We start from the raw sequence: 22,728 nt of genomic DNA, 5'->3' as shown, positions 1-22,728 counted from the left end.
TTTCTTCCCGTGTTCCCCGAACGCCGGACGGGCCGGATTTCGGACCGTCCGGCGTTGCGGACGAACTCGGCGGAGCCGGTGATTCTGGTGCGCCCGCCCGCCGCTAAGGCGAAGGCACGACCACGATCTTCCGGCCCACCCCCGAAGCGAACCGGTCGAGCGCCTGCGGGTAGGCGTCCAACGGCATCCGGTCGCTGATGAACACATCAGGATCGAGCACGCCCGCGGCGAACAGCTCCGCCGCCCGCTCATAGCTGTGCAGGACCGCCATCGACCCGGTGATGGTGATCTCCTGGTTGTAGATGCGGTACGGGTCGATCTCGACCCGCGTCGCGTAGTCGGCGACGCCGAACTGCAGGAACGTACCCGCCTTGGCGACCCGCCCCAGGCCGTCCTGGATGGCGTTCGCGTTGCCCGTGGCGTCGACCACGATGTCCCAGCCCTGCGGCCGGTCGAGCTCGTCGGCGCCCGCGGCCGACCCCGAGACGCCCAACTGCCGCGCCGTGGCCAGACGGTCCGCGTTCAGGTCCACGACGTCCACGCTCGCGGCGCCCGTCCGCTTGGCGAGCTCCAGCATCATCAGGCCCATCGTCCCGGAGCCGTAGATCAGGACGTGGGCGCCCAGCTGGGCGCGGAGCACGTCGTAGCCGCGTACCGCGCAGGACAGCGGCTCGATGAGGGCCGCGTCCTGGGTGCGGACGTTCTCGGGGAGCCGCACACAGTTGGCGACCGGCGCGACGGCGTACTGGGCCGCGCCGCCCGCGGTGGTGACGCCGATCGCGGCCCAGCGCTCGCAGAGGTTGTTGTGGCCGGTGCGGCAGTAGCGGCACTCGTAGCAGTACAGCGAGGGGTCGACGGCGACCCGGTCGCCGACCGCGAGCTCCGTGACCTCACGGCCGAGCCCCACCACCTCACCGGCGAACTCGTGCCCCGGCACCACCGGCAGCGTGGGCGCGAACTCGCCCTGCAGGATGTGCAGATCCGTCCCGCACAGACCGCATGCGGCGACCTCGACGACGACGTCGCGCGGCCCCGGAGTGGGGTCGGGCACCTCGCCGACCACAGCCTTGCCGACGGACTCGATGATGGCGGCCTTCACTTGACTGCTCCCAACGACAGGCCCTGGACCAGCTTGTCCTGGGCGGCGAACCCCGCGGCGAGCACCGGCAGGGAGATCACGAGCGACGCGGCGCACACCTTCGCCAGGAACAGGCCCTGGCTGGTGATGAAGCCGGTCAGGAACACGGGCGCGGTCTGGGCGACGACACCCGTGAGCACCCGTGCGAAGAGGAGTTCGTTCCAGCTGAAGATGAAGCAGATCAGGGACGTCGCCGCGATCCCCGGCAGCGCGATGGGCGCCACCACGCGCGCGAGGATGGTCGGCAGGCGCGCCCCGTCGATCTGCGCGGCCTCGATGATCGCGGGCGGCACCTCGGCGAGGAAGGACTGCATCATCCATACCGCGATCGGCAGGTTCATCGACGTGTAGAGGATGACGAGCAGCCAGATGTTGTCGAGCATGTCGGTGTTCTTGGCGAAGAGATAGATCGGCAGGAGACCGGCCACGATCGGCAGCATCTTCGTCGACAGGAAGAAGAACAGGACGTCCGTCCACTTCTTCACCGGCCTGATGGACAGCGCGTACGCGGCGGGCAGCGCGAGGACGAGCACCAGGAGTGTGGAGGCGACCGACGCCACGGTCGAGTTGATGAGCGAGGGCCAGGGGCTCGCGCCGCCGCCCGAGCCGAAGAAGTCGCGGTAGCCGTCCAGGGTGAGCGAGGCGGCCAGTGAGGGCGGGTTGGTGGCCGCGTCCTCCTCCGAGTGGAAGGACGTCAGCGTCATCCAGGCGATGGGCAGGAAGAACAGGATGCCGGCCAGCCAGGCGGCCAGGCCGAGGCCCGCGGAGCCCCGGATGCGGAAGCGGTTTGCGGGCTGTGTGCGTACACGCGTCGCAGCGGTGCTCATGCGCGGGACGCCTCCTCACGGAACAGGGACGAGACGACCCGCAGCGCGAAGGTCGCGATGATGATGGAACCGATGACGACGAGGACACCGGCGGCGGACGCCAGTCCGTTCTCGTGGGCCTGGTAGAAGCTCTGGTAGACGGTGTAGGGCAGGTTGGCGGTGCCGAGGCCGCCCGAGGTGATCGTGAAGACGGCGTCGAAGTTCTGCACGATGTAGATCGAGCCGAGCAGCGAGCCGAGCTCCAGATAGCGGCGCAGATGCGGCAGCGTCAGATAGCGGAAGATCTGCCAGTTGCCCGCGCCGTCCATCCGGGCCGCTTCGACGAGTTCGTTGTCGCGGCTCTGCAGTCCGGCGAGCAGGATCAGCATCATGAAGGGCGTCCACTGCCAGATCAGGGAGGCCTCGATGGCGAGCAGCGGGGTGTTGGACACCCAGTCGGGCTGGGCCGCGCCGTCACCGCCCAGCCAGTGCAGCAGACCGTTGAAGAGGCCGTACTCGGGGTTGTAGAGCACGTGCTTCCACAGCAGCGCCGCGGCCACCGGCACGAGCAGGAACGGCGCGATGAGCAACGTGCGCACCATTCCGCGGCCCCGGAACTTCCGGTCCAGGAGCAGGGCGAGGCCGAGCCCGATGACGAGGCTCGCGAGCACGACGGTGGCCGTGAGCACGATGGTCGTCAGAACGGACTTACGCAGGTCAGGGTCGGTGAGGACCTCGGAGTAGTTGTCGAATCCGGCGAAGCTGCGGGCGTCGGGATAGAGGGCGTTCCAGTCGAAGAAGGAGATCACCAGCGTGGCCACGAACGGCAGCTGGGTGACGACGACCATGAAGATCAGGGCAGGCAGGAGCGGCGCCCTGGTGGCCCAGGCGCGCAGCCTTCCCGGTGCCTTGGGGCCGGGGGCGCGCACGGTGGTGGGCGCGACGGTGGTGGTGCTCGCGGTGGCGGTCATCGTCCCTCGTACTCCTCGGCGATCTTCTCGGCGAGCTTCTGCGACTTCTTGAGGGCCGATTCGACGGACTGGCGCCCGGCGATGGCCGCGCTGATCTCCTGGGAGACCTTCGTGCCGAGATCGGTGAACTCGGGGATGCCGACGAACTGGATGCCGGGCGCGGGCCTGGGCTGCACGCCCGGGTCGGTCGGCTGCGCACCCTCGATGGCGTCGTGCGTGACGTCCTGGAAAGCGGCGGCTTCCTTGACGTACTCGGGGTTGTCGTACGTGGAGGAGCGCTTGCCCGCCGGGACGTTGGACCAGCCGATCTTCTCGCCGACCAGCTCCTCGTACTCCTTGCTGGACGCCCAGGAGACGAACTTCCAGGCCTTGTCGGGGTTGCGCGAGGCCTTCTGCAGGCCCCACGCCCAGGTGTAGAGCCAGCCGGAGTGCTTCGTCTTCTCCACGGGCGCGGGTACGTAGCCGATCTTGCCCTTGACCGGGGACTTGGCGGACTCCAGCGAACCGGCGGCGGCCGTGGCGTCGTACCACATCGCGGTCTTGCCCTGGGTGAGGTTGTTCAGGCACTCGGCATAGCCGGACTGGGCGGCTCCGGACTCGCCGTGCTTGCGGACCAGGTCCACGTAGAACTGGGTCGCCTTCTTGAACTCGGGGGAGTCGAGCCTGGCCTTCCAGTCCTTGTCGAACCACGTCCCTCCGAAGGTGTTCACCACGCTCGTCAGGGGCGCGATCAGCTCGCCCCAGCCCGGCAGGCCGCGCAGGCAGATGCCCTTCATGCCGGACTCGGCGCCGTCCACCTCGGCCGCGAGCTTGCCCACCTCCTGCCAGGTGGGCTTCTTCGGCATGGTGAGACCGGCCTTCTTGAAGACGTCCTTCCGGTACATCAGGAAGGACGACTCTCCGTAGAAGGGCTGTCCGTAGAGCTTGCCGTCGTCACCGGTGAGGGACTCGCGCATGGACGGCAGTACGTCCTTCTCGTCGTACGCCTTGTCCTTCTTGGTGTACGAGCCGAGTTCGTGCAGCCAGTCGTTCTTGGCGTAGATCGGGATCTCGTAGTTGGAGAGCGTGGCGACGTCGTACTGGCCCGCCTGGTTGGCGAAGTCCTGGCTGATCTTGTCGCGGACGTCGTTCTCGGGCAGGACCGTGAAGTTCACCTTGATGCCCGTTTCCTTGGTGAAGTGGGCCGCGGTGAGCTTCTGCAATTCGACCATCTGCGGGTTGTTCACCATCAGTACGTTGATGGAGTCGCCGGAACCGGTCCCGCCCGCCCCGGCCCAGCAGCCGGAGAGCAGCGGGGCAAGCAGCGTCCCTGCGGCTGCCGCGGCGAGTGCGCGCGACCTCCGTCGGCTCTGGGTTCGCATGAATGCTCCTGGAGTGGATTTTTGGGCGTGCGGGATCACGAGAGGTGCCGGGCTGGAGGGTCGGGGGCGGGGAGACGTGAGCGGGAGTGGGGGGAGACGTGAGCGAGGGGCGGGGGTGTCAGACGCGGATGACCTGGGGGCCCTGGAGCGAGTAGCGGTGCGCTTCGGAGGCGGGCAGCTGCGTGCTCGTGACGATGGCCTCCAACTCGCCGACGTGCCCGAACCGGCAGAAGCTCGTCGCCCCGAACTTGGTGTGCACGCCCGCGAACACGGTGCGCCGTGACGCGCGGATGGCCTGTGTCTTCACCTCGCTGACCGCGGGGTCGGGCGTGGTCAGACCGTGCTCGCGGGAGATGCCGTTGGCGCCGATGTAGGCGAGGTCGATCACGAACCCGGCCAGCATGCGCGTCGTCCAGTGATCGACGGTCGCCAGCGTGCCGGGGCGGACGCGGCCGCCGAGCAGCAGGACGGACATGTTGTCCGCCTCGGCGAGGGCGCCGGCGGTGGCCAGGGACGCGGTGACGACGGTCAGGGGGCGTCCCTTGGCGGCCTCGGGCAGTGCTTCGGCGATGAGCTGCGGGGTGAAGCCCTCGTCGACGAAGACCGTCTCGGCGTCGCCGAGGAGATCGGCGGCGGCGGTGGCGATCCTTCTCTTCTCGGGGACGTGCATGGTGGTGCGGAACGCGAGGGTCGTCTCGAAGCCCGCACTCTCCACGGGGTAGGCGCCGCCGTGGGTGCGGCGGATCAGCCCGTGGTCCTCCAGGGCGCGCAGGTCACGGCGGACGGTTTCCTTGGCGACGCCCAGTTCGGTGGCGAGCGCGGTGACGTCCACGGAGCCGGAGGTCCGCGCGACCCGGACGATCTCCCGCTGTCGCTCTTCCGCGGTCATGGATGCCGCCTCCTTCCCTGGCTGTGCCCGTTCGGGCCCTGTGGGGAAGTTCTACAGCGGGGGACGGTGTGTGAACAGGCTCGGAGTGCGGGCGATGGTGCCCGTCTCTGCCCGTTTGGCAGAGCCTCGGCCTCTGCTCCGGGCGGGAGGGGTGCCCGTTCGGGGGGTCGGGGCCGCCCGTTTCGTGCCCGATTCAGGTTCCGGGGGCTCTTGTGTCCCACCGGAAGGGCTGATTTCGGCCCTTCCGGCCTGCGGGGCGTTCCGCTCTCAGTACGGCCAGACCGGCGGGTTCGTGCAGAAGTGGCCGCCGAGGTGCACGTGGTCCGGGTTCGCGGGGTCCAGCTCGCCCTGCTCGGCGACCAGCTTCTGCGCGTACTGCTCGGAGTCGTCCTGCGGCTCGTAGCCGATCGCGCGCGCCGACGAGAGGTCCCACCACAGCCGGGTGTTCGCGGACGAGCCGTAGACCACGGTGTGCCCCACCTCCGGAGCGGTCAGCGCCGCGTGGAAGAGGCGGGCGCCGTCACCGGGGCTCATCCAGACCGACAGCATCCGCACGCTCGTCGGCTCCAGGAAGCACGAGCCGATCCGCACCGAGACCGTCTCGACGCCGTGCTTGTCCCAGTAGAACTGGGCGAGATCCTCGCCGAAGGACTTCGAGAGGCCGTAGAAGGTGTCGGGGCGGCGCGGCGTGTCCACCGGGATCAGCGGATCGTCGCCGACGGGCCGCGGCGTGAACCCCACCGCGTGGTTGGAGGAGGCGAAGACGATACGGCGGACGCCTTCCTCGCGCGCCGCCTCGTAGAGGTTGTACGTCCCCTCGATGTTCGCCCGCAGGATCTTGTCGAAGGAGGACTCCAGGGAGATGCCCGCGAGATGGATGACCGCGTCGACGCCCCGCACGGCCTCCCGCAGCGCCTTCTTGTCGGAGAGGTCCGCCGTGATCGCGTCCGGCTCGCCCTCGATGGGCCGCACGTCGAGCAGCCGCAGCTCGTGGCCGTACGCCGGAAGGAGCCCCCGCATCAGGGTGCCGAGGCCCCCTGCGGCGCCGGTGAGCAGGACGGTGCGGGGAGCGGGCATGAGGGGGTCTCCTCGGAGTTCGTGTGTGCGTACAGCATTCACATCTGTGGACAAAGTAAGGATCAATGCCTCGCCGAGTCAAGTGTCGTACGGAGGCGGGGAATCCGCTCCTCGATCGCGGTTCTCTTCCCGATCTCTTCGCGATCTCTCGCGGACCTCGCCGCTTGACCGGGGATCGGGGGCGGCTTAGCGTGGGTCCGTTCAGAAATATGGACGTGGATCAGAAACGTGCACGCTAAGGGAGAGCCCGTGACGTCAGCACCCCTCGCCGATCGACTCAACGTCCCCAGCGGGCCGCTGTTCTTCCCGGTCACCGCCTACGGCCCCGACGGCTCCGTCGACCTCGACGTCTTCCGCGCGCACGTGCGCGCGGGCATCGAGGCGGGAGCGGCCGCCGTGTTCGCCTGCTGCGGCACCGGTGAGTTCCACGCCCTGACGCCCGAGGAGTTCCGGGCGTGCGTCGCCGCGGCCGCCGAGGAGTCGGCGGGCCGGGTGCCGGTGGTCGCGGGCGCCGGGTACGGCACCGCGCTCGCCGTGCGGTACGCGAAGCTCGCCGAGGAGGCGGGCGCCGACGGGCTGCTCGCCATGCCGCCCTACCTCGTCGTCGCCGGACAGGAGGGACTGCTCGCCCACTACGCCGAACTGGCGGCGGCCACCTCCCTCGACGTCATCGTCTACCAGCGCGACAACGCCGTGTTCACCCCGGAGACGGTGGTCGAACTCGCCCGCGTCGAGGGCATCATCGGCTTCAAGGACGGCCTCGGCGACATGGACCTGATGCAGCGCATCGTCAGCGCCGTGCGCGCGGAAGGCCCGGAGGACTTCCTCTACTTCAACGGCCTGCCCACCGCCGAGCTCACCGGCCTCGCCTACCGGGGCATCGGCATCACGCTCTACTCGTCGGCGGCCTTCTGCTTCGCGCCCGACATCGCGCTCGCCTTCCACCGCGCCTTCAACGCCCGGACCGCCGAGGGCGACGCCCTGGTCAACCGGCTCATCGACGGCTTCTACCGGCCCTTCGTGGAGCTGCGCGCCGAGGGCCGCGGATATGCCGTCTCGCTGGTCAAGGCGGGCGTGCGCATGGCCGGGCTCGACGTCGGCGAGGTGCGGACGCCGCTGCACGAACCCGCCGACGAGCACATCAAGCGCCTGGTCGAACTGACCGAGCGCGGGCGCGCCCTGCTGCGGGAGGAGAGCGCGTGAGGACCTCCGCCTTCCTGTACCCCTGGGACGTCGTCGGCGACCCCGGCGCGCCCGCCCGCATCGCCGCCCTCGGCGTCCGGCAGGTCACCCTCGCCTCCGCCTACCACTCCACGCGCGCCCTGACCCCGCGCCACCCCCGCCACCGCATCGTCACCGCCGAGCACGCGGCGGTGCTGTACGAGCCGGACGACCGCTGGCAGGGCAGCCGCCTGCGCCCGTACGCGGCAGGAAGCTGGGCCCCGGGCAACGCCTACGGAGAGGCCGCAGAAGCGCTCGCGGACGCCGGGCTCGACGTGCACACCTGGGTCGTCCTCGCCCACAACTCCCGTATGGGCGCCGACCATCCGGACACCTCCGTGGTCAACGCCTACGGAGACCGCTATCCCTGGGCGCCCTGCATCGCGCAGCCCGCCACGCGCGCGTACCTCGTCGACCTCGCCGCGGAAGCCGCCGTACGCCCCGGCGCGCGCGGCACCGAGCTGGAGTCCCTTGGCTGGTACGGCCTCGCGCATCTGCACGCCCACGACAAGATCGCGGGAGTGCCGCTCGGGGAGGCCGGCCAGTACCTGATGTCGCTGTGCTTCTGTACGGACTGCCGTGCGGGGTACGCGGGCCGGGGGCTCGACCCCGACGGTCTCGCGGCCGGGGTCCGCGGCGCCCTGGAGCCCGTGTGGCGCGGCGAGGAGCCCCCCGGCGGCTGGGAGGCGGTGGAGAAGCTCCTCGGCGCCGATACGGCGGCCGCCACGCGCGCGTGGCGCGAGGAAACCGCCCGCACGCTCCAGGAGACGGCGATCGCGGCCGTGCGCGCCGAGGCGCCGGACGGCTTCCAAGTGCTGCTGCACGCCGACCCGGTGACGTACCACTGCGGGGCCAACGCCGGAGTCGACCCGGAGCACATCCTCTCCGTGGCCGACGGTGTGGTCGTGCCCTGCACGGGCGGCGCAGGGGCCCTCGCGCCCTTCGACGCGCACCGCACGGCCCGCACCACCCTCGCCGCGAACTTCACCGTGGTCTCCGGCATGGGCGGCAGCCCCGCCACCCTCGCCGCCGACGCCGCGCACGCGCGCACCCTGGGCGCCGACGAGCTGCGGCTCTACCACGCGGGGCTGGCCTCCGACGCGGATCTGGCGCAGGTGACGAAGGCCCTGGAGCACCTCAAATAGCCTCTGTCGCACCAGAAGTGGAAGCGGTTACCATCCGCGCAACCATTTCGCTCCAGTACGAGGAGACAAGGTGCGCAACAAGGGGATATCGGCGCTGGTCTGCGCCGGGTTCATGGCGGGCGCGGCGGTACTCGGCGGGGCCGTGCCCGCCGCCGCGCAAGCCGGTGACGCGCAGGCCGCTGACGCGCAGACCGGTGGCGCGCAGGCCGCTGACGGGCGGGTCGGCGCATCGAGCGACATCCGGGACCGGCTGGAGAAGATCCCCGGCATGAAGGTCGTCTCCGTGGCCGACCGTGAGGGGTACCCCTTCTACACGCTCACCTACGCCCAGCCCGTCGACCACGGCAACCCCCGCGCCGGCACGTTCACCCAGCGCGCCACGCTCTGGCACAAGGCCACGGACAAGCCGACCGTCCTCTACACCGGCGGCTACACCCTGGCGTCCAACACCACCGCCCTCACCAAGCTGATCGACGCCAACCAGGTCAGCGTCGAACACCGCTACTTCGAACAGTCCCGCCCCTCGGGCGCCGCCGGTTCCGACTGGTCCAAGCTCACCGTCCAGCAGGAGGCCGCCGACGAACACCGCCTCACGCGGGCCCTGCGCGGCATCGAGAAGGGCAAGTGGCTCGGCACGGGCGCCAGCAAGGGCGGCATGACGGCGACGTACCACGAGCGCTTCTACCCCGGCGATCTGGACGCGGTCGTCGCGTTCGTCGCCCCGAACGACGCGAACAACAGGGACGACAGCGGCTACGAACGCTTCTTCCGGACGGTCGGCACCGCCGAGTGCCGCAGCGCGCTCAATGCCGTGCAGCGCGAGATGCTCGTACGCCGTGAGGCGCTGCTGCCCAAGTTCGAGGCGGACGCGAAGGAGGCGGGCGACACCTTCGAGGAGACGCTCGGCACCACCGACCGCGCCTACGAGTTCGCGGTGCTCGACCAGGTGTGGAACTTCTGGCAGAGCGGCAGCGTCGACAACTGCCCGACCGTGCCCGACGCGAAGAAGGCGAGCGACGACGAGCTCTACGACTGGTCGAAGAAGCACGGCTTCAGCGTCTACCAGGACGAGACCCTCGGCACGAACGGCACGGGCCCCTACTACCGCCAGGCCGCCACCCAGCTCGGCTGGGCCGACCTGAAGTTCAAGCACCTCGGGGACGTCCGCCGCTACCCCGGCATCTACCAGCCCAACTCGGTCCTCCCCGAGGCGATGCGCGGCTCGTACGACAACAGCACCATCGCCGACGTCGACCGCTGGGTGAAGACCCGCGGCCAGCGGATGATGTTCATCTACGGCGAGAACGACCCGTGGAGCGCGGAGAAGTTCACCCCGAGCCACCGCGACTCCTACCGCTACGCGGTCCCCGGCTCCAACCACGGCGCCTCCATCGCCAAGCTGCCCGCCGCCGAGCAGGCCGAGGTGACCGCGACGATCAAGCGCTGGGCCGACGTGAAGTAGCGGGATCCCCGGGTTCCCGGATGACCGGTCCGGCGATGAGTTCCGGGCGCCGGGCCGGTCTACAGGGCAGGGGTGCGGTCTGAGGGGGCGGGGCCGCCGGGATTCGGGAGGATTCATGACGGAGATGATCGACTTCGCGCCGCAGGCCCGCCTTGTGGCGGCCGTCGCCGAAGGTGTCGCCGACGGGCAGCTCGAAGGAGCCACGCCCTGCCCCGAGTACCGGGTGCGCCATCTCCTCGGCCATCTGATCCAGCTGACCGGCGCGTTCCGGGACGCCGCGCGCAAGGACTTCGGGCCCCACCTCGACCGGGACCCCGGCAGCGTCGTGCCGGACGTCGGCCCCGGCTGGCGTGCCGATCTGCCGAAGCTGCTCGACGAGCTGGTGGAGGCCTGGCGCGACCCGGCCGCGTGGGAGGGCATGACCCGCGCGGGCGGCCTCGATCTGCCCGGTGCCGTCGCGGGCGCCGTCGCCATGGACGAACTGGTCGTGCACGGCTGGGACCTGGCGCGGGCGACCGGCCAGGCGTACGACCCCGACGCTTCGAGCCTCGGGGTGGCCGAGGCCCTGCTCACGCCCGAGGAGGGGGACACGTCGGGGAACAGCCTGTTCGGGGCCGTGTTCCCGGTGCCGGACGACGCCTCGCGCCTCGACCATGTGATCGGTCTCAGCGGGCGGGACCCGGGCTGGAAGCCGGGCGCCTGAGGCGCACCCGGCGAGCACCGGAAGCACCGGGCTTTCTCCGGATCAGGTATCGATCGGGCAAAGGGTCTCGCGCAGATGCATGTGATGCGCGTAGACAGTGCGCGTAGACAGGCATTGACCTGCTCGAACTCGTTGCCCCTGCACGGGCCCTGCGGCCCCGACCCTGATCCGGAGAGTACGACTCATGCGCAAGTCCCTACGGGTGGCGGGCATCGCCACCGCCTGTGCCGTCGCCGGCGCCGCGCTGTACGGCACCGGTGCCGCCACCGCCGACACCGCCGACACGGCATCGGCGCGGCACACCGCCGAACCCCACAACATCGGCCTGCTCGTCGGTGAGATCGACGACTACTACGGCGCCCACCAGGACGCCGACGGCGTCTGGCGCTCCTCGCCCGACAGCCCGTACGCCAAGGACCTGGCGCGCATCCAGGCCAAGGCGAAGAAGGACATCAGGAAGGCCGCCGCGCACGGCGCGAAGAACGGCCGCCACGGCAAGAAGCCCGCGATCGTTCTCGACGTGGACGACACCTCGCTGCTCAGCTTCGACTACGAGAAGTCCACCAACTACACGTACAACAGCGCCACGTGGGACGCCTACGTGAAGGCGGCCAAGCGCCCCGCCGTCTTCGGCATGCCCGAACTCGTGAAGTACGCCAAGGGCAAGGGCGTCGAGGTCTTCTTCCTGACCGGCCTGAGCGAGGCCCAGCGCGAGGGCGCGGTCACCAACCTCGCCAAGGCCGGGTACGACACGCAGCTGGACACCAAGCACGTGTTCACCAAGAACAAGACCGCGCCGCCCGCCTACCTGAGCAACTGCGCCACGCCCGCCAAGTGGGAGTGCACCACCGTGCAGTTCAAGGAGGGCACCCGCAAGCACATCGAGTCGACCGGCTACGACATCGTCGGCAGCTTCGGCGACCAGGTCTCCGACCTCGCGGGCGGATACGCGGACAAGACGTACAAGCTGCCGAACCCGACGTACTTCGTGGAGTAGTCCGCTGCCCAACAGTGTGGTGGGCATCGCGAGATAGGTTGCATTCCTGACTAGGTCGCCTTACGGTCTAGGTAGCTCACATGCTCATGGGGTCGTGCGGGTCGTGCGGCATGCGCCGCGCGCCGCGCGACCCCGTCGGGAAGGGGGAATCCCATGACCATCTCGCCGGACTTCTCGGTCGCGTCCACGGCCATAACGGCCGTGCTCGGCGCCTATCTGCTGCTCGGTGAGCCCTGGCTCGGCCGCCGTCTCTACGGCTCGCTCGCCCGCCGCCGGGACACCGAACCGCGCGCCCTCGTCGGCTACTTCACCTTCGTGCTCGTCTTCTGGTGGGTCTTCGCCGCCCTCGCCGTGGCGGCGCTGCTGCTCTCGCCGGGCATGGCCGCCGCCGACCTCGGCATCGCGGCGCCCGAATCGCCGCTGACCACGGCCGTCGTCATCGTCGTGTTCCTGGTGGTCACCGTGATGTCGGGGCGGAAGATGCGCACCCTCGCCGAAGACGGCAGGAACGTGCCGGGGCTCGCCTCCATCCGGGCGATGCTGCCGCGCACGGCACAGGAGCGCCGCCTCGCGATCGCCGTCGCCGTGACCGACGGCATCTGCGCCGAACTCGTCTACCGCGGTCTCCTGATCGCCTTCGGCGTCGGCGTGCTCGGCCTCGACCTCTATGCGGCGGCGGGCATTTCGGTGCTCGTGTACGCCCTCGCCGGCCTCTACCAGGGACGCAGCGGCGCCATCGCCTTCGCCCTCGTCGGAGTGCTGTTCGCCGGGCTCTATGTGTCCACCGGGAGCCTGCTGCTTCCCGTCGTCATCCATGTCGCCCTCTCCGTAAGGGACTTGACGCTCCCCGAGCCGGAGCCGATCGGCGGCGTGACCGTGCACGCGCCCGCCCCGAAGGGAAGCTGACCATGGCCGCATCCGCCTCCGGCGGCGCGAAGACCGACCGCCGGGCCAGCTGGTTCAAGGGCGTACTCGACCTGCTCGTGCTCGCCAGCCTCACCGACGGCGAGAGCTACGGCTACGAGATCGCCAAGCTGCTCGGCGCCGCCGGGTTCGGCCAGATCAAGGGCGGCACGCTCTATCCCGTGCTCAACCGCCTGGAGGAGGCCGGCTTGGTCGCCGCGGAGTTCCGGGCCACCGAGAAGGGCCCCGGCCGGCGCTACTACTCCCTGACGGACGCCGGGCGCGCCACGCTCGGCGAGCAGGGCGGGCTGTGGCTCGCCTTCGACGGGTCCGTACGCGAGGTCCTGGCGAAGGCGGGCGTGCGATGAGCTACTTCGACGACCTCGCCGAGCGGCTGCGGGCGCAGGGAGTGCCCTGTGACCACGTAGAGGCCACCCTCGCCGATCTGGCGGCGCACCTGGAGGAGTCGGGCGGGGCGGACCCGGAGGCGGAGTTCGGGCCCGCGGAGGAGTTCGCCCGCGAGCTTGCGCCCGCGGGAGACCAGGGGCCCGAGGTGCCGGGCGCGCACGTCGAGACGTGGCGGTGGACCGCCGACACATACGTCGACGAAGAGCTCCTGAACCGCTTCGGCGGCGAGGGATGGGAGGTCGAGCGGGTCGACGCGCTCGGGCGCTTCGTCAGCCACCGGGACCTGGAACGGCCGCAGCGGTGGGAGTACCGGCGTGAGCTGGTCACGCGGGGGCGCGAAGGGCTCGACGAGCGGCTCGCTCCCGACGGCTGGGAGGCGTGCGGGAACTGGATCGTGTACGCGTGGTTCAAGCGGCCTCTGGCTGCGAGCCTCGGGCCGGAAGCGGAGGTTTCGGAGCCGCCGGGGGTGCCTGAGCGGGGGCGGTTCTTCAGCCGGCGGTTCTATGTGCTCCTGGTCGTGACGGGGGTGGCCGTCGTCCTGGCGGGCGTCGCCGTCGCCGTCGATGAGGGCGAGGCCGACAGCGGCTTCGGCTTCGCCGTAGGACTGCTGGCGGGTGCCATGGTTCCGCTCGGCCTCCTGTGGGGCTGGCAGGTCTGGCGGTCGCGGCGTTGACCTCCGCGGGGTGCCGTCGCTTTGAACGGCACCCCGCGTCTTCGGGGCTGTGCCCACCCGTTCCGCCCTGCGGAACGCCTGCCCACAGCAGGAGAGGGAGGCGGCTAGCGCTTCAGGGCCGCCGACATCATCGCCTTGGCGATCGGCGCCGCCAGGCCGTTGCCGCTCACCTCGGACCTCGCCGCGTCCGATTCCTCGACGATGACCGCCACCGCGACCTCCTTGCCGTCGCTGCCCTTGGCGTACGAGGTGAACCAGGCGTACGGCGTCTTGCTGTTCTTCTCGCCGTGCTGAGCCGTGCCCGTCTTGCCGCCCACGTCCGCGCCGCTGATCCGCGCGTTCGTGCCCGTGCCCTTCTCGACGACCGTCTCCATCGCCGACTGGAGCTGACTCGCCGTGTCCTGACTCATCACACGCTGCGATTCCGGGTCGTCGAAGGACTCCAGGACGTCTCCGCCCGAATCCGAGATCTGGGACACCATGTGCGGCGCGACCAGCTCACCGCCGTTGGCGATCGCTCCCGACACCATCGACATCTGCAGCGGCGTCGCCGTCACGTCGAACTGGCCGATGCCGGTCAGCGCCGTCTGGGCCTTGTCCATGTCCGAGGGGTACACGCTCTCGGACGCGCGCACCGGCACGTCCAGCTTGTCGGTGTTGAAGCCCATCTTCTCGGCCATCGCCTTGACCTTGTCCTGGCCCAGGTCGACGGCCATCTTCCCGAAGACGTTGTTGCACGAGTACTGGAGCGCCGTACGGATCGTCGCGTCCTCGCAGGGCGCGGACGCGTTCTCGTTCCTCAGGGGGGTGGTCGTGCCGGGCATCATGTACGGATTCGGGCTTTCCGTCTTGCTGTCCGCCGAACCGTAGAGTCCGTCCTCCAACGCGGCCGCCGCGACGACCAGCTTGAACGTCGAGCCCGGCGGCAGCGGCTGCCGCAGCGCGCGGTTGACCATCGGCTTCTCCTTGTCCTTCAGGAGCGCCGACCACTCCTTGGAGTCCGTGGAACCGCTGATGTCCGAGGGGTCGTACGACGGCGACGACACCATGCCGAGGATCTTGCCCGTCTTCGGGTCGACGGCGACCGCCGCGCCCTTCTTGTCGCCGAGCGACTTGTACGCGGCCTTCTGCACCGCCGGATCGATCGTCGTGACCACGTCACCCGGATCGGCGCGCTTGTTCGTGACCGTGTCCAGCGGGTTCTTCAGCCGGTTGTCGGTGCCGTCGAGGACGTCCTTGTAGATGCCCTCCAGCTGCGTCGCCCCGTACACCTGCGAGCTGTAGCCGGTGACGGACGAGTACAGCTCGCCGTCCTTGTAGGTGCGCTTGTACTTGAGGTCGCTGCCCTTCGTCCGCGCGGAGCCGGTGACCGCCTCACCGCCCACGATGATGTTGCCGAGCGGGTTCGCGTACTGCTCGATCGCGTTGCGCCGGTTCAGCTTGTTGTCCGCGAGCGCCTTCGAGTCGTAGAACTGCACCCACGTCGCCCGCACAAGGAGGGCGATCACGAGCAGCAGTGTGAAGACCGAGGCGCGCCTGATCGTCTTGTTCATCCCGTAAAAGGACGAGCGGCGCGGATCTGTTCGTTCCGTTCTGCCGGGTTTCTTAGAGATTCCTCATACTGCGACCCGGCCCGGTCCCGGAGTCAGCCGGCGTCCATGAAGCCCGCCTCGTAGGCCGCGATCACCGCCTGCGTACGGTCCCGCGCCCCCGTCTTGGCGAGCACCGACGCCACATGCGTCTTCACCGTCGCGGGCCCGACCCCCATCCGCCCCGCGATCTCCGCGTTGGTCAGCCCCGCGGCCATCAGCCTCAGGACCTCGCTCTCGCGCCCCGTAAGGCGGCCCACCCAGGCGGGCGGCGCGGGCTTCGCGCGCCCGTGCTCGGCGGCCAGGGCGCGCACGGCGGCCGGGAAGAGCAGCGAGTCGCTGCGCGCGACGAGCCGCACCGCCTGTACCAGGGAGTCCGCGTCGGCCCGCTTGAGCAGGAACCCGGAGGCCCCGGCGCGCAGCGCCTCGTACACGTAGGAGTCGTTCTCGAAGGTCGTCACGACCACGATGCGCGGCGGATCGGCGAGCGTCCGCAGGATCTGCTCGGTGGCCCTGATGCCGTCGATCTCCGGCATGCGGACGTCCATGAGCACCACGTCGGGCGTCAGCTCGCGCACCACGGACACCGCCTCCGCGCCGCTCGCCGCCTCGCCGACGACCTCCAGATCGGGCTCGGCGGTCAGGATCACGCGCAGGGCGGTGCGCACCATGCGCTCGTCGTCGGCGAGCACGATGCGGATGGGTGCTGGCGCGGCTGTCTCGGTCATGGGCGTACGGGTCCCTTCGGGTCGGTCGTCGCACGGGGCCCTTCGGCGGGCCCCTTCAGGGGGAGTCGTACGTCCACGCGCCACACCCCGTCGTCGGGGCCCGCCCGGACCGTGCCGCCCAGGAGCCTGGCCCGGTCGGTGATGCCGCGCAGGCCGTGGCCGCCGCCGGGGCGGGACCCCGAAGACGCTGGGCCGCCGTGAGGCAGCGGGTTCTCCGCGACGATCTCCAGGTCGGCGCCGTCCAGGGCGATGCGGAGGGTGAGCGGGGCGTCGGGGCCCGCGTGCCGCAGCGCGTTGCTCAGGCTCTCCTGGACGATGCGGTAGGCCTCGCGGGACACCATCGGGGGCAGGGCGTCCGGGCCGCCGGGGCCGAGGTCGACCGTGGCCCTGACCCGCAGGCCGCCCGCACGGGTGCGCCCCAGGAGCCCGTCGAGATCGGCGGCGAGGGTGGGGGCCGGTGCTGTCGGAGCCGCCCGGTCGGTGCCGCCCTCCCGCAGTACGCCGAGGACCGCGTCGAGTTCGCCGACCGTGCGCCGGGTCGTCTCCTCGATGGCGGCCAGCGCCTCGCGGACGAACTCCGGGTCGCGGTCGAGGACCCTGCGGGCGGCGCTCGCCTGGAGCGTGACGGCGCTCAGGGCGTGGCCCACCGAGTCGTGCAGCTCCCGGGCAATACGGTTGCGTACGGCGAGGTCCGCGGCGCGCTGTTCGGCCGCCGCGAGCCGGTCGGCGGGCGAGGGCCCCAGGAGATCGGGCGCCCAGCGCGCGAGCAGGCTCCCGGCCACCGCCGCGCACCCCGCGAGCGCGACGAGGGAGAGGATTCCGGCGACCGGCGAGAGCGCGAGCAGCCAGCCGTCGCCGAGGGCTTCGGGCATCCCGAGACGGCTGTCCCGCAGCGCGGCGACGAAGGGCAGCGCGATGAGCACCGCGGCGAACGGCGGCAGTGCGAGGGACATCCCGCTGATGACCCCGCCGAACCCGAGGTGCAGCGTGAACCACGCGACGGTGCGTCCGCGCGCCTGCCGGGACCTGGCGGGCCCGTCGGCGAGCACGTCGCCCGGTACGTCGCACAGCGCGCGTACGGCGGCCACCGACATGGGCCGGGTGAGCGGGAAGAGCGCGGTGATCGCGGCGAGCGGCAACCCCACGGCGAACGCGCCGAGTTGGGAGGTGATCGAGCCGAAGACGTTGTCCTCGCCGAGCAGCGGCCCGACGATGACGGAGCCCACGAAGACGTACGGCATGGCGAGTGCGCCGCCGAGGATCAGATGGATCCACCGGCGCCGCGCCCGGCGCCCGAAGAGAGCGGTCAGGGTCGCCGCGAAAGCCTTCACGCGGGGAGCCGTGCCGCCGTGGTGACCGCGCCCGACCGCTCCTTGAGGAAGCGTGCTCCGAGGGTGGCCACGAGCGTCCCGACGATCATCTGCACAGAGTAGGTCAGGAGCATTCCCGCCGTCGGCCGCCGGGCGATGTCGTCCGTGCCGACGACCGTGGCGAACAGCAGCCAGGCGCCCCAGCAGGCGATCGCGCCCGAGCCGAGCCAGGCGAGGGCGAGCGGGACCTTGACGGGCAGGGCGGGGGCCCACCGGAAGGCGATGAGCAGCCCGCCGGTCACGGCGGAGCCGAGGTAGACCAGGTCCATCGCTTCGAGGACGTAGAAGTCGGTCGTACGGTCCTCGGCGCGCGCCTGGTTGAGGGCGAAGGCGGAGCCGCTGAGCCACAGGAGGTGCAGGGCGGCGGGGACGAGGGCCAGGAGGGCGGCGGCGACGGCGGTGATCCGCAGGGAGCCGCCGCGGGAAAGGTCGAGGACCCGGCCCTCCCAAAGGCGGCCCCAGCGGTTGCGTGCGTACCGGACGAACAGGGCGCCCAGGGCCAGGCCCTGGAGGATGAAGCCGCCGTAGACGACGCCGAAGACCCACTCGTCGAGAAAGGCGCCGCCGCCGTCCCTCGCCGAGGGCTGGTCGACGCTGCCGCCGAGCGCCTTGACCAGGAGCTGGAGCGGGAACCCGGCCATGATCGGCGTCAGCAGTCCGGTGGCCGCCCACAGGGGGAACGCGAGCAGCCATGCGGGGGTGCGCAGGCCCCGGGGGCGGGTCAGGACGAGGGCGAGGACGATGACGCACGCGTCCATCAGGAGGGTCAGGGCGTTGGCGAAGATCATGGCGGTGCGGTGTTCGAGGAGGGTGCTGTCCTCGGGGATGCCGATGTGACTTCCCGCGATCCAGGCCAGTTTGAGGGCGAGGTAGGGCAGGGCGGCGAGGATGGCCACGGCGCGGAGAGCTTTCATGCCCTCCACGCTCCCGTCGCGGGGCGCGGATCACGTCCTGCGCCGCGATGATCCGGGTCCGCCGCGCGGGGGAGGGGGTGCATGCAAATCCAGCCCGTCCGGCGTTTGAGGACGAACTCGGCGGAGCCGGTGACGACCGTACGCGCAGGGCGCCCCCGCCGGCCTCAGCTCTCCAGTATCAGCACGTCCTCCGCGATCTCCTCGCCCCGCGCATGAGCGAACCCGCTCGCACGGGCCGTCACCCGGAACCCGCATTTTTCGAGGACCCGCAACGACCCCGCGTTGTCCGCGGCCGCGCGGGCGTAGAGAGGCCGCTCGGGCACCTCCGCGAGGAGGGCCCGCAACGCGGCCGTGGCGAGCCCGCGGCCCCAGTACGCGCGGTCGATCCAGTACGTGACCTCCCGCTCGCCCGGCTCCCCGTACACCGCCGCGCTGCCCACCACGTCGCCGTCCGCCAGGACCGTACGCGCGACGACGTCGGCCGACTCCCGGAGACCCTTCCAATGGGCCTCGAAGAGGTCCCACTCGGACGTCTTCGGAGAGGTGAACGCGGCCACGTGGTTCGACTCGGGATCGTTCATCTGCCGGTAGAAGACCGGCAGATCGCTGTCGTGCACCGGGCGCAGAATGACATCCATGCTGACCATGGTCAGAGCCTACGAGTCGCCAGTGTCAAGCGGTCCCGCGCGTCGAACAACGCGTCCTTCACCATCTGTTCGTGCGCGGGCGTAAGCCGCGCGACCGGCACGGAGCAGCTGATCGCGTCCCGCGCGGGCGTGCGGTACGGGATCGCGACGCCGAAGCAGCGCAGGCCGAGCGTGTTCTCCTCGCGGTCCACCGCGAAGCCCTGCTCGCGGACCGTGCGCAGCTCGTCGATCAGCTTCTCGCGGTCGGTGATCGTGTGCTCGGTCAGCGCGGGCAGCGTCTCCGGGAGCATCTTGCGGACCTGCTCGTCGGTGTGGGTGGCCAGCAGCGCCTTGCCCAGGGACGTCGAGTGCGCGGGGAGGCGGCGGCCCACCCGGGTGAAGGGGCGCAGGTAGTGCTGGGACTGGCGCGTGGCGAGGTAGACGACGTTCGTGCCGTCGAGGCGCGCCAGGTGGATGGTCTCCGTGGTGTCGTCCGAGAGGCGGTCGAGCGTCGGACGCGCCGCCGCCACCACTTCGTCGCCGTCGATGTACGACGTGCCGACGAGCAGCGCCCGCACCCCGATCCCGTACCGCGTGCCCGTGGCGTCCGTCTCGACCCAGCCGAGCTCCACCAGCGTGCGAAGGAGCATGTAGAGGCTGGACTTGGGGTATCCGACGGCTTCCTGCACCGCGGCCAGGGAGTGCATTCCGGGGCGGCCCGCGAAGTATTCGAGCAACTCCACCGTCCGCACCGCGGACTTGACCTGTGCCCCGCCAGTCTCGCCAGCCGACATCGCCCTTGACCCCTTAGTTCGACGAGAAATAGTCTCCGAAGTCTCCGGTTCATCATCGGAGACAGCGTTCAGCATATCGAACAGCCCAGGTGGGTGGCAGCACATCTGTGGCATCACCTCTGGAAGGACCCCGCGGTGGCAGCAGCACCAGTCTGGAGTGTCGACCCCCGAACCGGGAAGCAGCGCGAACAGGTTGCGGTCGAAGCCACAGCCGAGGAGGTCGATCAGGCGGTACGCGCCGCACTGGCCGCCGGGGACGCGCTCGCCGACCGCACCGTACGCGCGGCCTTCCTGCGCTCCGCGGCCGAACTGCTCGACGGAGCCAAGGACCACCTGGTGGAGGCCGCGGACGCGGAGACCGCGCTCGGTCCCGTCCGGCTCACCGGCGAACTGGCCCGCACCTGCTTCCAGCTGCGGGCCTTCGCGGACGTGGTCGACGAGGGCGGCTTCCTCGGCGTCGTCATCGACCACCCCGACAGCAGCGCGACCCCGCCCATCCCGGACCTGCGGCGCTACAAGATCCCGCTGGGCGTCGTGGCCGTCTACTCCGCGTCCAACTTCCCCTTCGCCTTCTCCGTGCCCGGCGGCGACACCGCGAGCGCGCTCGCCGCGGGCTGCCCCGTGGTCGTCAAGGCGCACCCGGACCATCCGGCGACCTCCGAGCTGGTGGCGGCGACGCTGCGGCGGGCCGCGGCCCGGCACGGCATCCCCGAGGGCGTCGTCGGCCTCGTGCACGGCTTCGAGGCGGGAGTCGAGCTGGTCAAGCACCCGCTCGTGTCCGGAGCGGGCTTCACCGGCTCCATCCGCGGCGGCCGTGCCCTCTTCGACGCGGCGGCGGCCCGCCCCGTGCCGATCCCCTTCCACGGCGAGCTCGGCTCCCTCAACCCGGTCGTCGTGACCGAGGCGGCGGCCGTCGAGCGCGCGGAGGAGATCGGGACCGGCCTCGCGGGCTCGATGACGCTCGGCGTCGGCCAGTTCTGCGTCAAGCCCGGCCTGGTCTTCGCGCCCGCGGGCGAGGGCGGCGACCGGTTCCTCAAGTCGCTGACCGAGGCGGTCAGCGACACCGAGGCCGGGGTGCTCCTGGACCACCGGATGCGGGACAACTTCGTGGCGGGCGTGCGCGAGCGCGGCGAACTGCCGGACGTGGACGCGCCGGTGACGCCGGGCGCGGGCAGCGAGCACACGGTCAGCGCGGGCTTCCTGACGGTTCCGGCGGCGAAGCTGGCCACCGAGGGCGAGCACGATCTGCTCCTGGAGGAGTGCTTCGGCCCCGTGACGGTCGTCGCGCGCTACGAGAACGAGGCGGAGATCACCTCGGTGCTGACCCGGCTGCCCGGCAACCTCACGGCGACGGTGCAGCTGTCCGCCGACGAGGCCGCGGGCGAGGGGCGAGGTGCGGCGCTGGTCGCCGAACTGACGCCGCTGGCCGGGCGCGTGCTGGTCAACGGCTGGCCGACCGGCGTCGCGGTAGCGCCCGCGCAGCACCACGGCGGCCCGTACCCGGCGACGACGTCGACCTCCACCTCCGTGGGCGGCACGGCGATCGAGCGCTGGCTGCGTCCCGTCGCGTACCAGAACACGCCCGAGGCGCTGCTCCCGCCCGAGCTGCGTGACGACAATCCGCTGGGGCTCCCGCGCCGCTACGACGGGCGCCTGGAACACTGACGTCCATGGACGTCAACATCCCCGAACTGACCTTCTCCTTGCGTACGTACGGTCCCGACGGGAACTGGTCGTACGAGGACGGTGTGCTCACCGGCTGGGCGGGCGCCCGGCAGGACCGCTTCGTGCCGCCGACGGGCGAGGCGCTCGACCCCGCGTCGGACGCGCCCCGCCTGCTCGGTGCGCCCGAGGGGGACTTCCAGCTGATCGCCCGGGTGACGGTCGGTTTCGCGGCGGCGTTCGACGCGGGCGTGCTGTACCTGCACGTGGGCGACCGGGAGTGGGCCAAGCTCTGCCTGGAGCGGTCGCCGGACGAGGCGACGGTCTGCACGGTCGTCACCCGCGGCCGCTCCGACGACGCGAACGCCTTTGTGGTGGACGGCAGCAGCGTCTGGCTCCGCATCAGCCGCACGGGCTCGGCGTTCGCGTTCCACGCGTCCCTGGACGGCAAGCAGTGGACGTTCGTCCGGATCTTCTCCCTGGGCGAGGAGAAGACGGCGGGCGCGGCCCTGGTCGGCTTCATGGCGCAGTCCCCGGTGGGGGAGGGGTGCGTGGTGACGTACGAGGGGATCGAGTTCCGCCCGAACTGGCCGCAGGGCCTCAGGGACGGTTCGTAGTCACCTGGTGCGCCGGACCGGGCTCACGCAGAGCGCCCGTCGCGTCCATTTCGGCCGCCTTGGAACCCAAAGCTCCGCAAACGCGTCTGTCGCAGCATGATCCACTCAGCCCTCCCCACCACGATGCGGACCGTGATGCCGACCGTCATACGCACCGCTGTCACCGCCGACGCCCCGGCCCTCGCCGCCCTGCACGCGCGCGCCCGCGCCACGTACTACCCGGAGGGACTGCCGGACGAGGGCGTCGACGGGACCGTGCTGTGGCGTGAAGCCGTCGAGCGCCGTCACGGGCATGTGCTGTGCGCGGTTCGCGAGGGCAGGATCGTGGGGCTCGCGTCCTTCCGTACGCCCGAGGGCGAGGCGGCGGACACTGTGGTGCTCTTCCAGTTCCACGTCGACCCCGAGCACTGGCGGGCGGGGGTCGGCACGGCGCTGCACGCCGCCTGCGTGGAGGAGTGGCGGGCCGACGGCATCCGGGTGGCCACCCTGGACGTCCACCGGGACAACCGCCGCGCCCAGGCCTTCTACGCCCGGCACGGCTGGCATCCCGCGGAGCCGGGCGAGGGCGCGGGCACGCATCTGCGGATGCGGCTGACCGTGACGGCCGGGGAATGACGGGAGCAGGTCGTACGTTCTTCAACTGACCGGAGGGACCCTCCGCACTACCGTTCGAC

At 70.9% G+C, this 22,728-nt stretch carries 23 protein-coding genes; 11 read left to right on the top strand and 12 right to left on the bottom strand.

What is annotated here, in order from left to right:
• Positions 1-103: 103 nt before the first annotated feature.
• The 6 genes from ABZ906_RS13740 to ABZ906_RS13715 form a co-directional block, all read right to left on the bottom strand.
• Entirely contained in the window at positions 104-1,099 is a 996-nt protein-coding gene (locus ABZ906_RS13740) for a zinc-dependent alcohol dehydrogenase family protein (RefSeq protein WP_361188291.1), read from the bottom strand.
• Entirely contained in the window at positions 1,096-1,965 is an 870-nt protein-coding gene (locus tag ABZ906_RS13735) for a carbohydrate ABC transporter permease (protein ID WP_361188288.1), read from the bottom strand. The genes ABZ906_RS13740 and ABZ906_RS13735 overlap by 4 nt, the downstream gene beginning before the upstream one ends.
• Complete coding sequence (locus ABZ906_RS13730) at positions 1,962-2,915, bottom strand: sugar ABC transporter permease (RefSeq protein WP_361188286.1); 954 nt, start codon at positions 2,913-2,915, stop codon at positions 1,962-1,964. Before ABZ906_RS13730 ends, ABZ906_RS13735 begins: the two co-directional genes overlap by 4 nt.
• Entirely contained in the window at positions 2,912-4,276 is a 1,365-nt protein-coding gene (locus ABZ906_RS13725) for a sugar ABC transporter substrate-binding protein (protein ID WP_361188284.1), read from the bottom strand. The genes ABZ906_RS13730 and ABZ906_RS13725 overlap by 4 nt, the downstream gene beginning before the upstream one ends.
• Before the next feature lie 118 nt (positions 4,277-4,394).
• Complete coding sequence (locus ABZ906_RS13720) at positions 4,395-5,165, bottom strand: DeoR/GlpR family DNA-binding transcription regulator (protein WP_361188281.1); 771 nt, start codon at positions 5,163-5,165, stop codon at positions 4,395-4,397.
• 267 nt (positions 5,166-5,432) lie between these two features.
• Positions 5,433-6,242: an NAD(P)-dependent oxidoreductase gene (locus tag ABZ906_RS13715; RefSeq protein ID WP_361381679.1), complete on the bottom strand. Its 810-nt coding sequence runs from the start codon at positions 6,240-6,242 to the stop codon at positions 5,433-5,435.
• Positions 6,243-6,491: 249 nt separating this feature from the next.
• On the opposite strand from ABZ906_RS13715, the gene ABZ906_RS13710 reads away from it, so the two are divergent.
• The 8 genes from ABZ906_RS13710 to ABZ906_RS13675 all read left to right on the top strand — a co-directional run bounded on the left by ABZ906_RS13710 (position 6,492) and on the right by ABZ906_RS13675 (position 13,754).
• Positions 6,492-7,445, top strand: coding sequence for a 5-dehydro-4-deoxyglucarate dehydratase (locus tag ABZ906_RS13710; protein WP_361381676.1), 954 nt, complete (start codon positions 6,492-6,494; stop codon positions 7,443-7,445).
• Positions 7,442-8,608, top strand: coding sequence for a hypothetical protein (locus tag ABZ906_RS13705; protein WP_361381673.1), 1,167 nt, complete (start codon positions 7,442-7,444; stop codon positions 8,606-8,608). Before ABZ906_RS13710 ends, ABZ906_RS13705 begins: the two co-directional genes overlap by 4 nt.
• Positions 8,609-8,678: 70 nt before the next feature.
• Positions 8,679-10,070, top strand: coding sequence for a S28 family serine protease (locus ABZ906_RS13700; protein ID WP_361381670.1), 1,392 nt, complete (start codon positions 8,679-8,681; stop codon positions 10,068-10,070).
• A 115-nt stretch (positions 10,071-10,185) separates the two neighbouring features.
• Complete coding sequence (locus ABZ906_RS13695) at positions 10,186-10,773, top strand: TIGR03086 family metal-binding protein (RefSeq protein WP_361381667.1); 588 nt, start codon at positions 10,186-10,188, stop codon at positions 10,771-10,773.
• 184 nt (positions 10,774-10,957) lie between these two features.
• Positions 10,958-11,770, top strand: a complete 813-nt coding sequence (locus ABZ906_RS13690; RefSeq protein WP_361381664.1) for an HAD family acid phosphatase — start codon at positions 10,958-10,960, stop codon at positions 11,768-11,770.
• A 153-nt stretch (positions 11,771-11,923) separates the two neighbouring features.
• Positions 11,924-12,676 carry a CPBP family intramembrane glutamic endopeptidase gene (locus tag ABZ906_RS13685; protein ID WP_361381661.1) on the top strand — a complete coding sequence of 251 codons (753 nt, stop codon included), beginning with the start codon at positions 11,924-11,926 and terminating at the stop codon, positions 12,674-12,676.
• Between the two features lie 2 nt (positions 12,677-12,678).
• Positions 12,679-13,041 (top strand): PadR family transcriptional regulator, encoded by a 363-nt coding sequence (locus tag ABZ906_RS13680; protein ID WP_361381658.1) that lies wholly within the window; start codon positions 12,679-12,681, stop codon positions 13,039-13,041.
• A complete protein-coding gene (locus ABZ906_RS13675) occupies positions 13,038-13,754 on the top strand; it encodes a hypothetical protein (RefSeq protein WP_361381655.1) in 717 nt (238 codons plus the stop codon). The genes ABZ906_RS13680 and ABZ906_RS13675 overlap by 4 nt, the downstream gene beginning before the upstream one ends.
• A 104-nt stretch (positions 13,755-13,858) precedes the next feature.
• Here ABZ906_RS13675 and ABZ906_RS13670 read toward each other — a convergent pair whose 3' ends face one another.
• From ABZ906_RS13670 to ABZ906_RS13645, 6 genes are all read right to left on the bottom strand, one after another.
• Positions 13,859-15,307 (bottom strand): penicillin-binding transpeptidase domain-containing protein, encoded by a 1,449-nt coding sequence (locus ABZ906_RS13670; RefSeq protein WP_361381652.1) that lies wholly within the window; start codon positions 15,305-15,307, stop codon positions 13,859-13,861.
• A gap of 92 nt (positions 15,308-15,399) precedes the next feature.
• The gene (locus tag ABZ906_RS13665; RefSeq protein ID WP_361381649.1) at positions 15,400-16,071 is read right to left on the bottom strand and encodes a response regulator transcription factor; all 672 of its coding nucleotides are present in this window, start codon (positions 16,069-16,071) and stop codon (positions 15,400-15,402) included.
• Positions 16,068-17,402, bottom strand: a complete 1,335-nt coding sequence (locus ABZ906_RS13660) for a histidine kinase (RefSeq protein WP_361381646.1) — start codon at positions 17,400-17,402, stop codon at positions 16,068-16,070. Before ABZ906_RS13660 ends, ABZ906_RS13665 begins: the two co-directional genes overlap by 4 nt.
• Positions 17,399-18,355 carry a hypothetical protein gene (locus tag ABZ906_RS13655; protein WP_361381642.1) on the bottom strand — a complete coding sequence of 319 codons (957 nt, stop codon included), beginning with the start codon at positions 18,353-18,355 and terminating at the stop codon, positions 17,399-17,401. The genes ABZ906_RS13660 and ABZ906_RS13655 overlap by 4 nt, the downstream gene beginning before the upstream one ends.
• A gap of 164 nt (positions 18,356-18,519) precedes the next feature.
• Positions 18,520-18,993: a GNAT family N-acetyltransferase gene (locus ABZ906_RS13650; protein WP_361188937.1), complete on the bottom strand. Its 474-nt coding sequence runs from the start codon at positions 18,991-18,993 to the stop codon at positions 18,520-18,522.
• An 11-nt stretch (positions 18,994-19,004) separates the two neighbouring features.
• Positions 19,005-19,775 carry an IclR family transcriptional regulator gene (locus ABZ906_RS13645; protein WP_361188251.1) on the bottom strand — a complete coding sequence of 257 codons (771 nt, stop codon included), beginning with the start codon at positions 19,773-19,775 and terminating at the stop codon, positions 19,005-19,007.
• A gap of 135 nt (positions 19,776-19,910) precedes the next feature.
• Here ABZ906_RS13645 and ABZ906_RS13640 point away from each other — a divergent pair, with 135 nt between their 5' ends.
• The 3 genes from ABZ906_RS13640 (at position 19,911) to ABZ906_RS13630 (ending at position 22,669) form a co-directional block, all read left to right on the top strand.
• A complete protein-coding gene (locus ABZ906_RS13640; protein WP_361188248.1) occupies positions 19,911-21,440 on the top strand; it encodes an aldehyde dehydrogenase (NADP(+)) in 1,530 nt (509 codons plus the stop codon).
• 5 nt (positions 21,441-21,445) lie between these two features.
• Positions 21,446-22,054 carry a DUF1349 domain-containing protein gene (locus tag ABZ906_RS13635; RefSeq protein ID WP_361381639.1) on the top strand — a complete coding sequence of 203 codons (609 nt, stop codon included), beginning with the start codon at positions 21,446-21,448 and terminating at the stop codon, positions 22,052-22,054.
• Between the two features lie 96 nt (positions 22,055-22,150).
• Entirely contained in the window at positions 22,151-22,669 is a 519-nt protein-coding gene (locus tag ABZ906_RS13630; RefSeq protein WP_361381636.1) for a GNAT family N-acetyltransferase, read from the top strand.
• Positions 22,670-22,728 lie beyond the last annotated feature (59 nt).

Origin of the sequence: Streptomyces sp. NPDC046925, from assembly GCF_040644915.1 — a bacterium.
Lineage (GTDB): Bacteria > Actinomycetota > Actinomycetes > Streptomycetales > Streptomycetaceae > Streptomyces.
Note: the sequence above shows the minus strand (reverse complement) of the source record. Positions and strands in the feature narration are given on the sequence as shown.

Coding starts and splice junctions, on each gene's coding strand:
- ABZ906_RS13650 (WP_361188937.1), bottom strand. CDS start 18,993: ATGGATGTCATTCTGCGCCCGGTGCACGACAGCGATCTGCCGGTCTTC.
- ABZ906_RS13670 (WP_361381652.1), bottom strand. CDS start 15,307: ATGAACAAGACGATCAGGCGCGCCTCGGTCTTCACACTGCTGCTCGTG.
- ABZ906_RS13630 (WP_361381636.1), top strand. CDS start 22,151: ATGATCCACTCAGCCCTCCCCACCACGATGCGGACCGTGATGCCGACC.
- ABZ906_RS13730 (WP_361188286.1), bottom strand. CDS start 2,915: ATGACCGCCACCGCGAGCACCACCACCGTCGCGCCCACCACCGTGCGC.
- ABZ906_RS13725 (WP_361188284.1), bottom strand. CDS start 4,276: ATGCGAACCCAGAGCCGACGGAGGTCGCGCGCACTCGCCGCGGCAGCC.
- ABZ906_RS13655 (WP_361381642.1), bottom strand. CDS start 18,355: ATGAAAGCTCTCCGCGCCGTGGCCATCCTCGCCGCCCTGCCCTACCTC.
- ABZ906_RS13680 (WP_361381658.1), top strand. CDS start 12,679: ATGGCCGCATCCGCCTCCGGCGGCGCGAAGACCGACCGCCGGGCCAGC.
- ABZ906_RS13665 (WP_361381649.1), bottom strand. CDS start 16,071: ATGACCGAGACAGCCGCGCCAGCACCCATCCGCATCGTGCTCGCCGAC.
- ABZ906_RS13675 (WP_361381655.1), top strand. CDS start 13,038: ATGAGCTACTTCGACGACCTCGCCGAGCGGCTGCGGGCGCAGGGAGTG.
- ABZ906_RS13690 (WP_361381664.1), top strand. CDS start 10,958: ATGCGCAAGTCCCTACGGGTGGCGGGCATCGCCACCGCCTGTGCCGTC.
- ABZ906_RS13720 (WP_361188281.1), bottom strand. CDS start 5,165: ATGACCGCGGAAGAGCGACAGCGGGAGATCGTCCGGGTCGCGCGGACC.
- ABZ906_RS13695 (WP_361381667.1), top strand. CDS start 10,186: ATGACGGAGATGATCGACTTCGCGCCGCAGGCCCGCCTTGTGGCGGCC.
- ABZ906_RS13635 (WP_361381639.1), top strand. CDS start 21,446: ATGGACGTCAACATCCCCGAACTGACCTTCTCCTTGCGTACGTACGGT.
- ABZ906_RS13735 (WP_361188288.1), bottom strand. CDS start 1,965: ATGAGCACCGCTGCGACGCGTGTACGCACACAGCCCGCAAACCGCTTC.
- ABZ906_RS13715 (WP_361381679.1), bottom strand. CDS start 6,242: ATGCCCGCTCCCCGCACCGTCCTGCTCACCGGCGCCGCAGGGGGCCTC.
- ABZ906_RS13685 (WP_361381661.1), top strand. CDS start 11,924: ATGACCATCTCGCCGGACTTCTCGGTCGCGTCCACGGCCATAACGGCC.
- ABZ906_RS13645 (WP_361188251.1), bottom strand. CDS start 19,775: ATGTCGGCTGGCGAGACTGGCGGGGCACAGGTCAAGTCCGCGGTGCGG.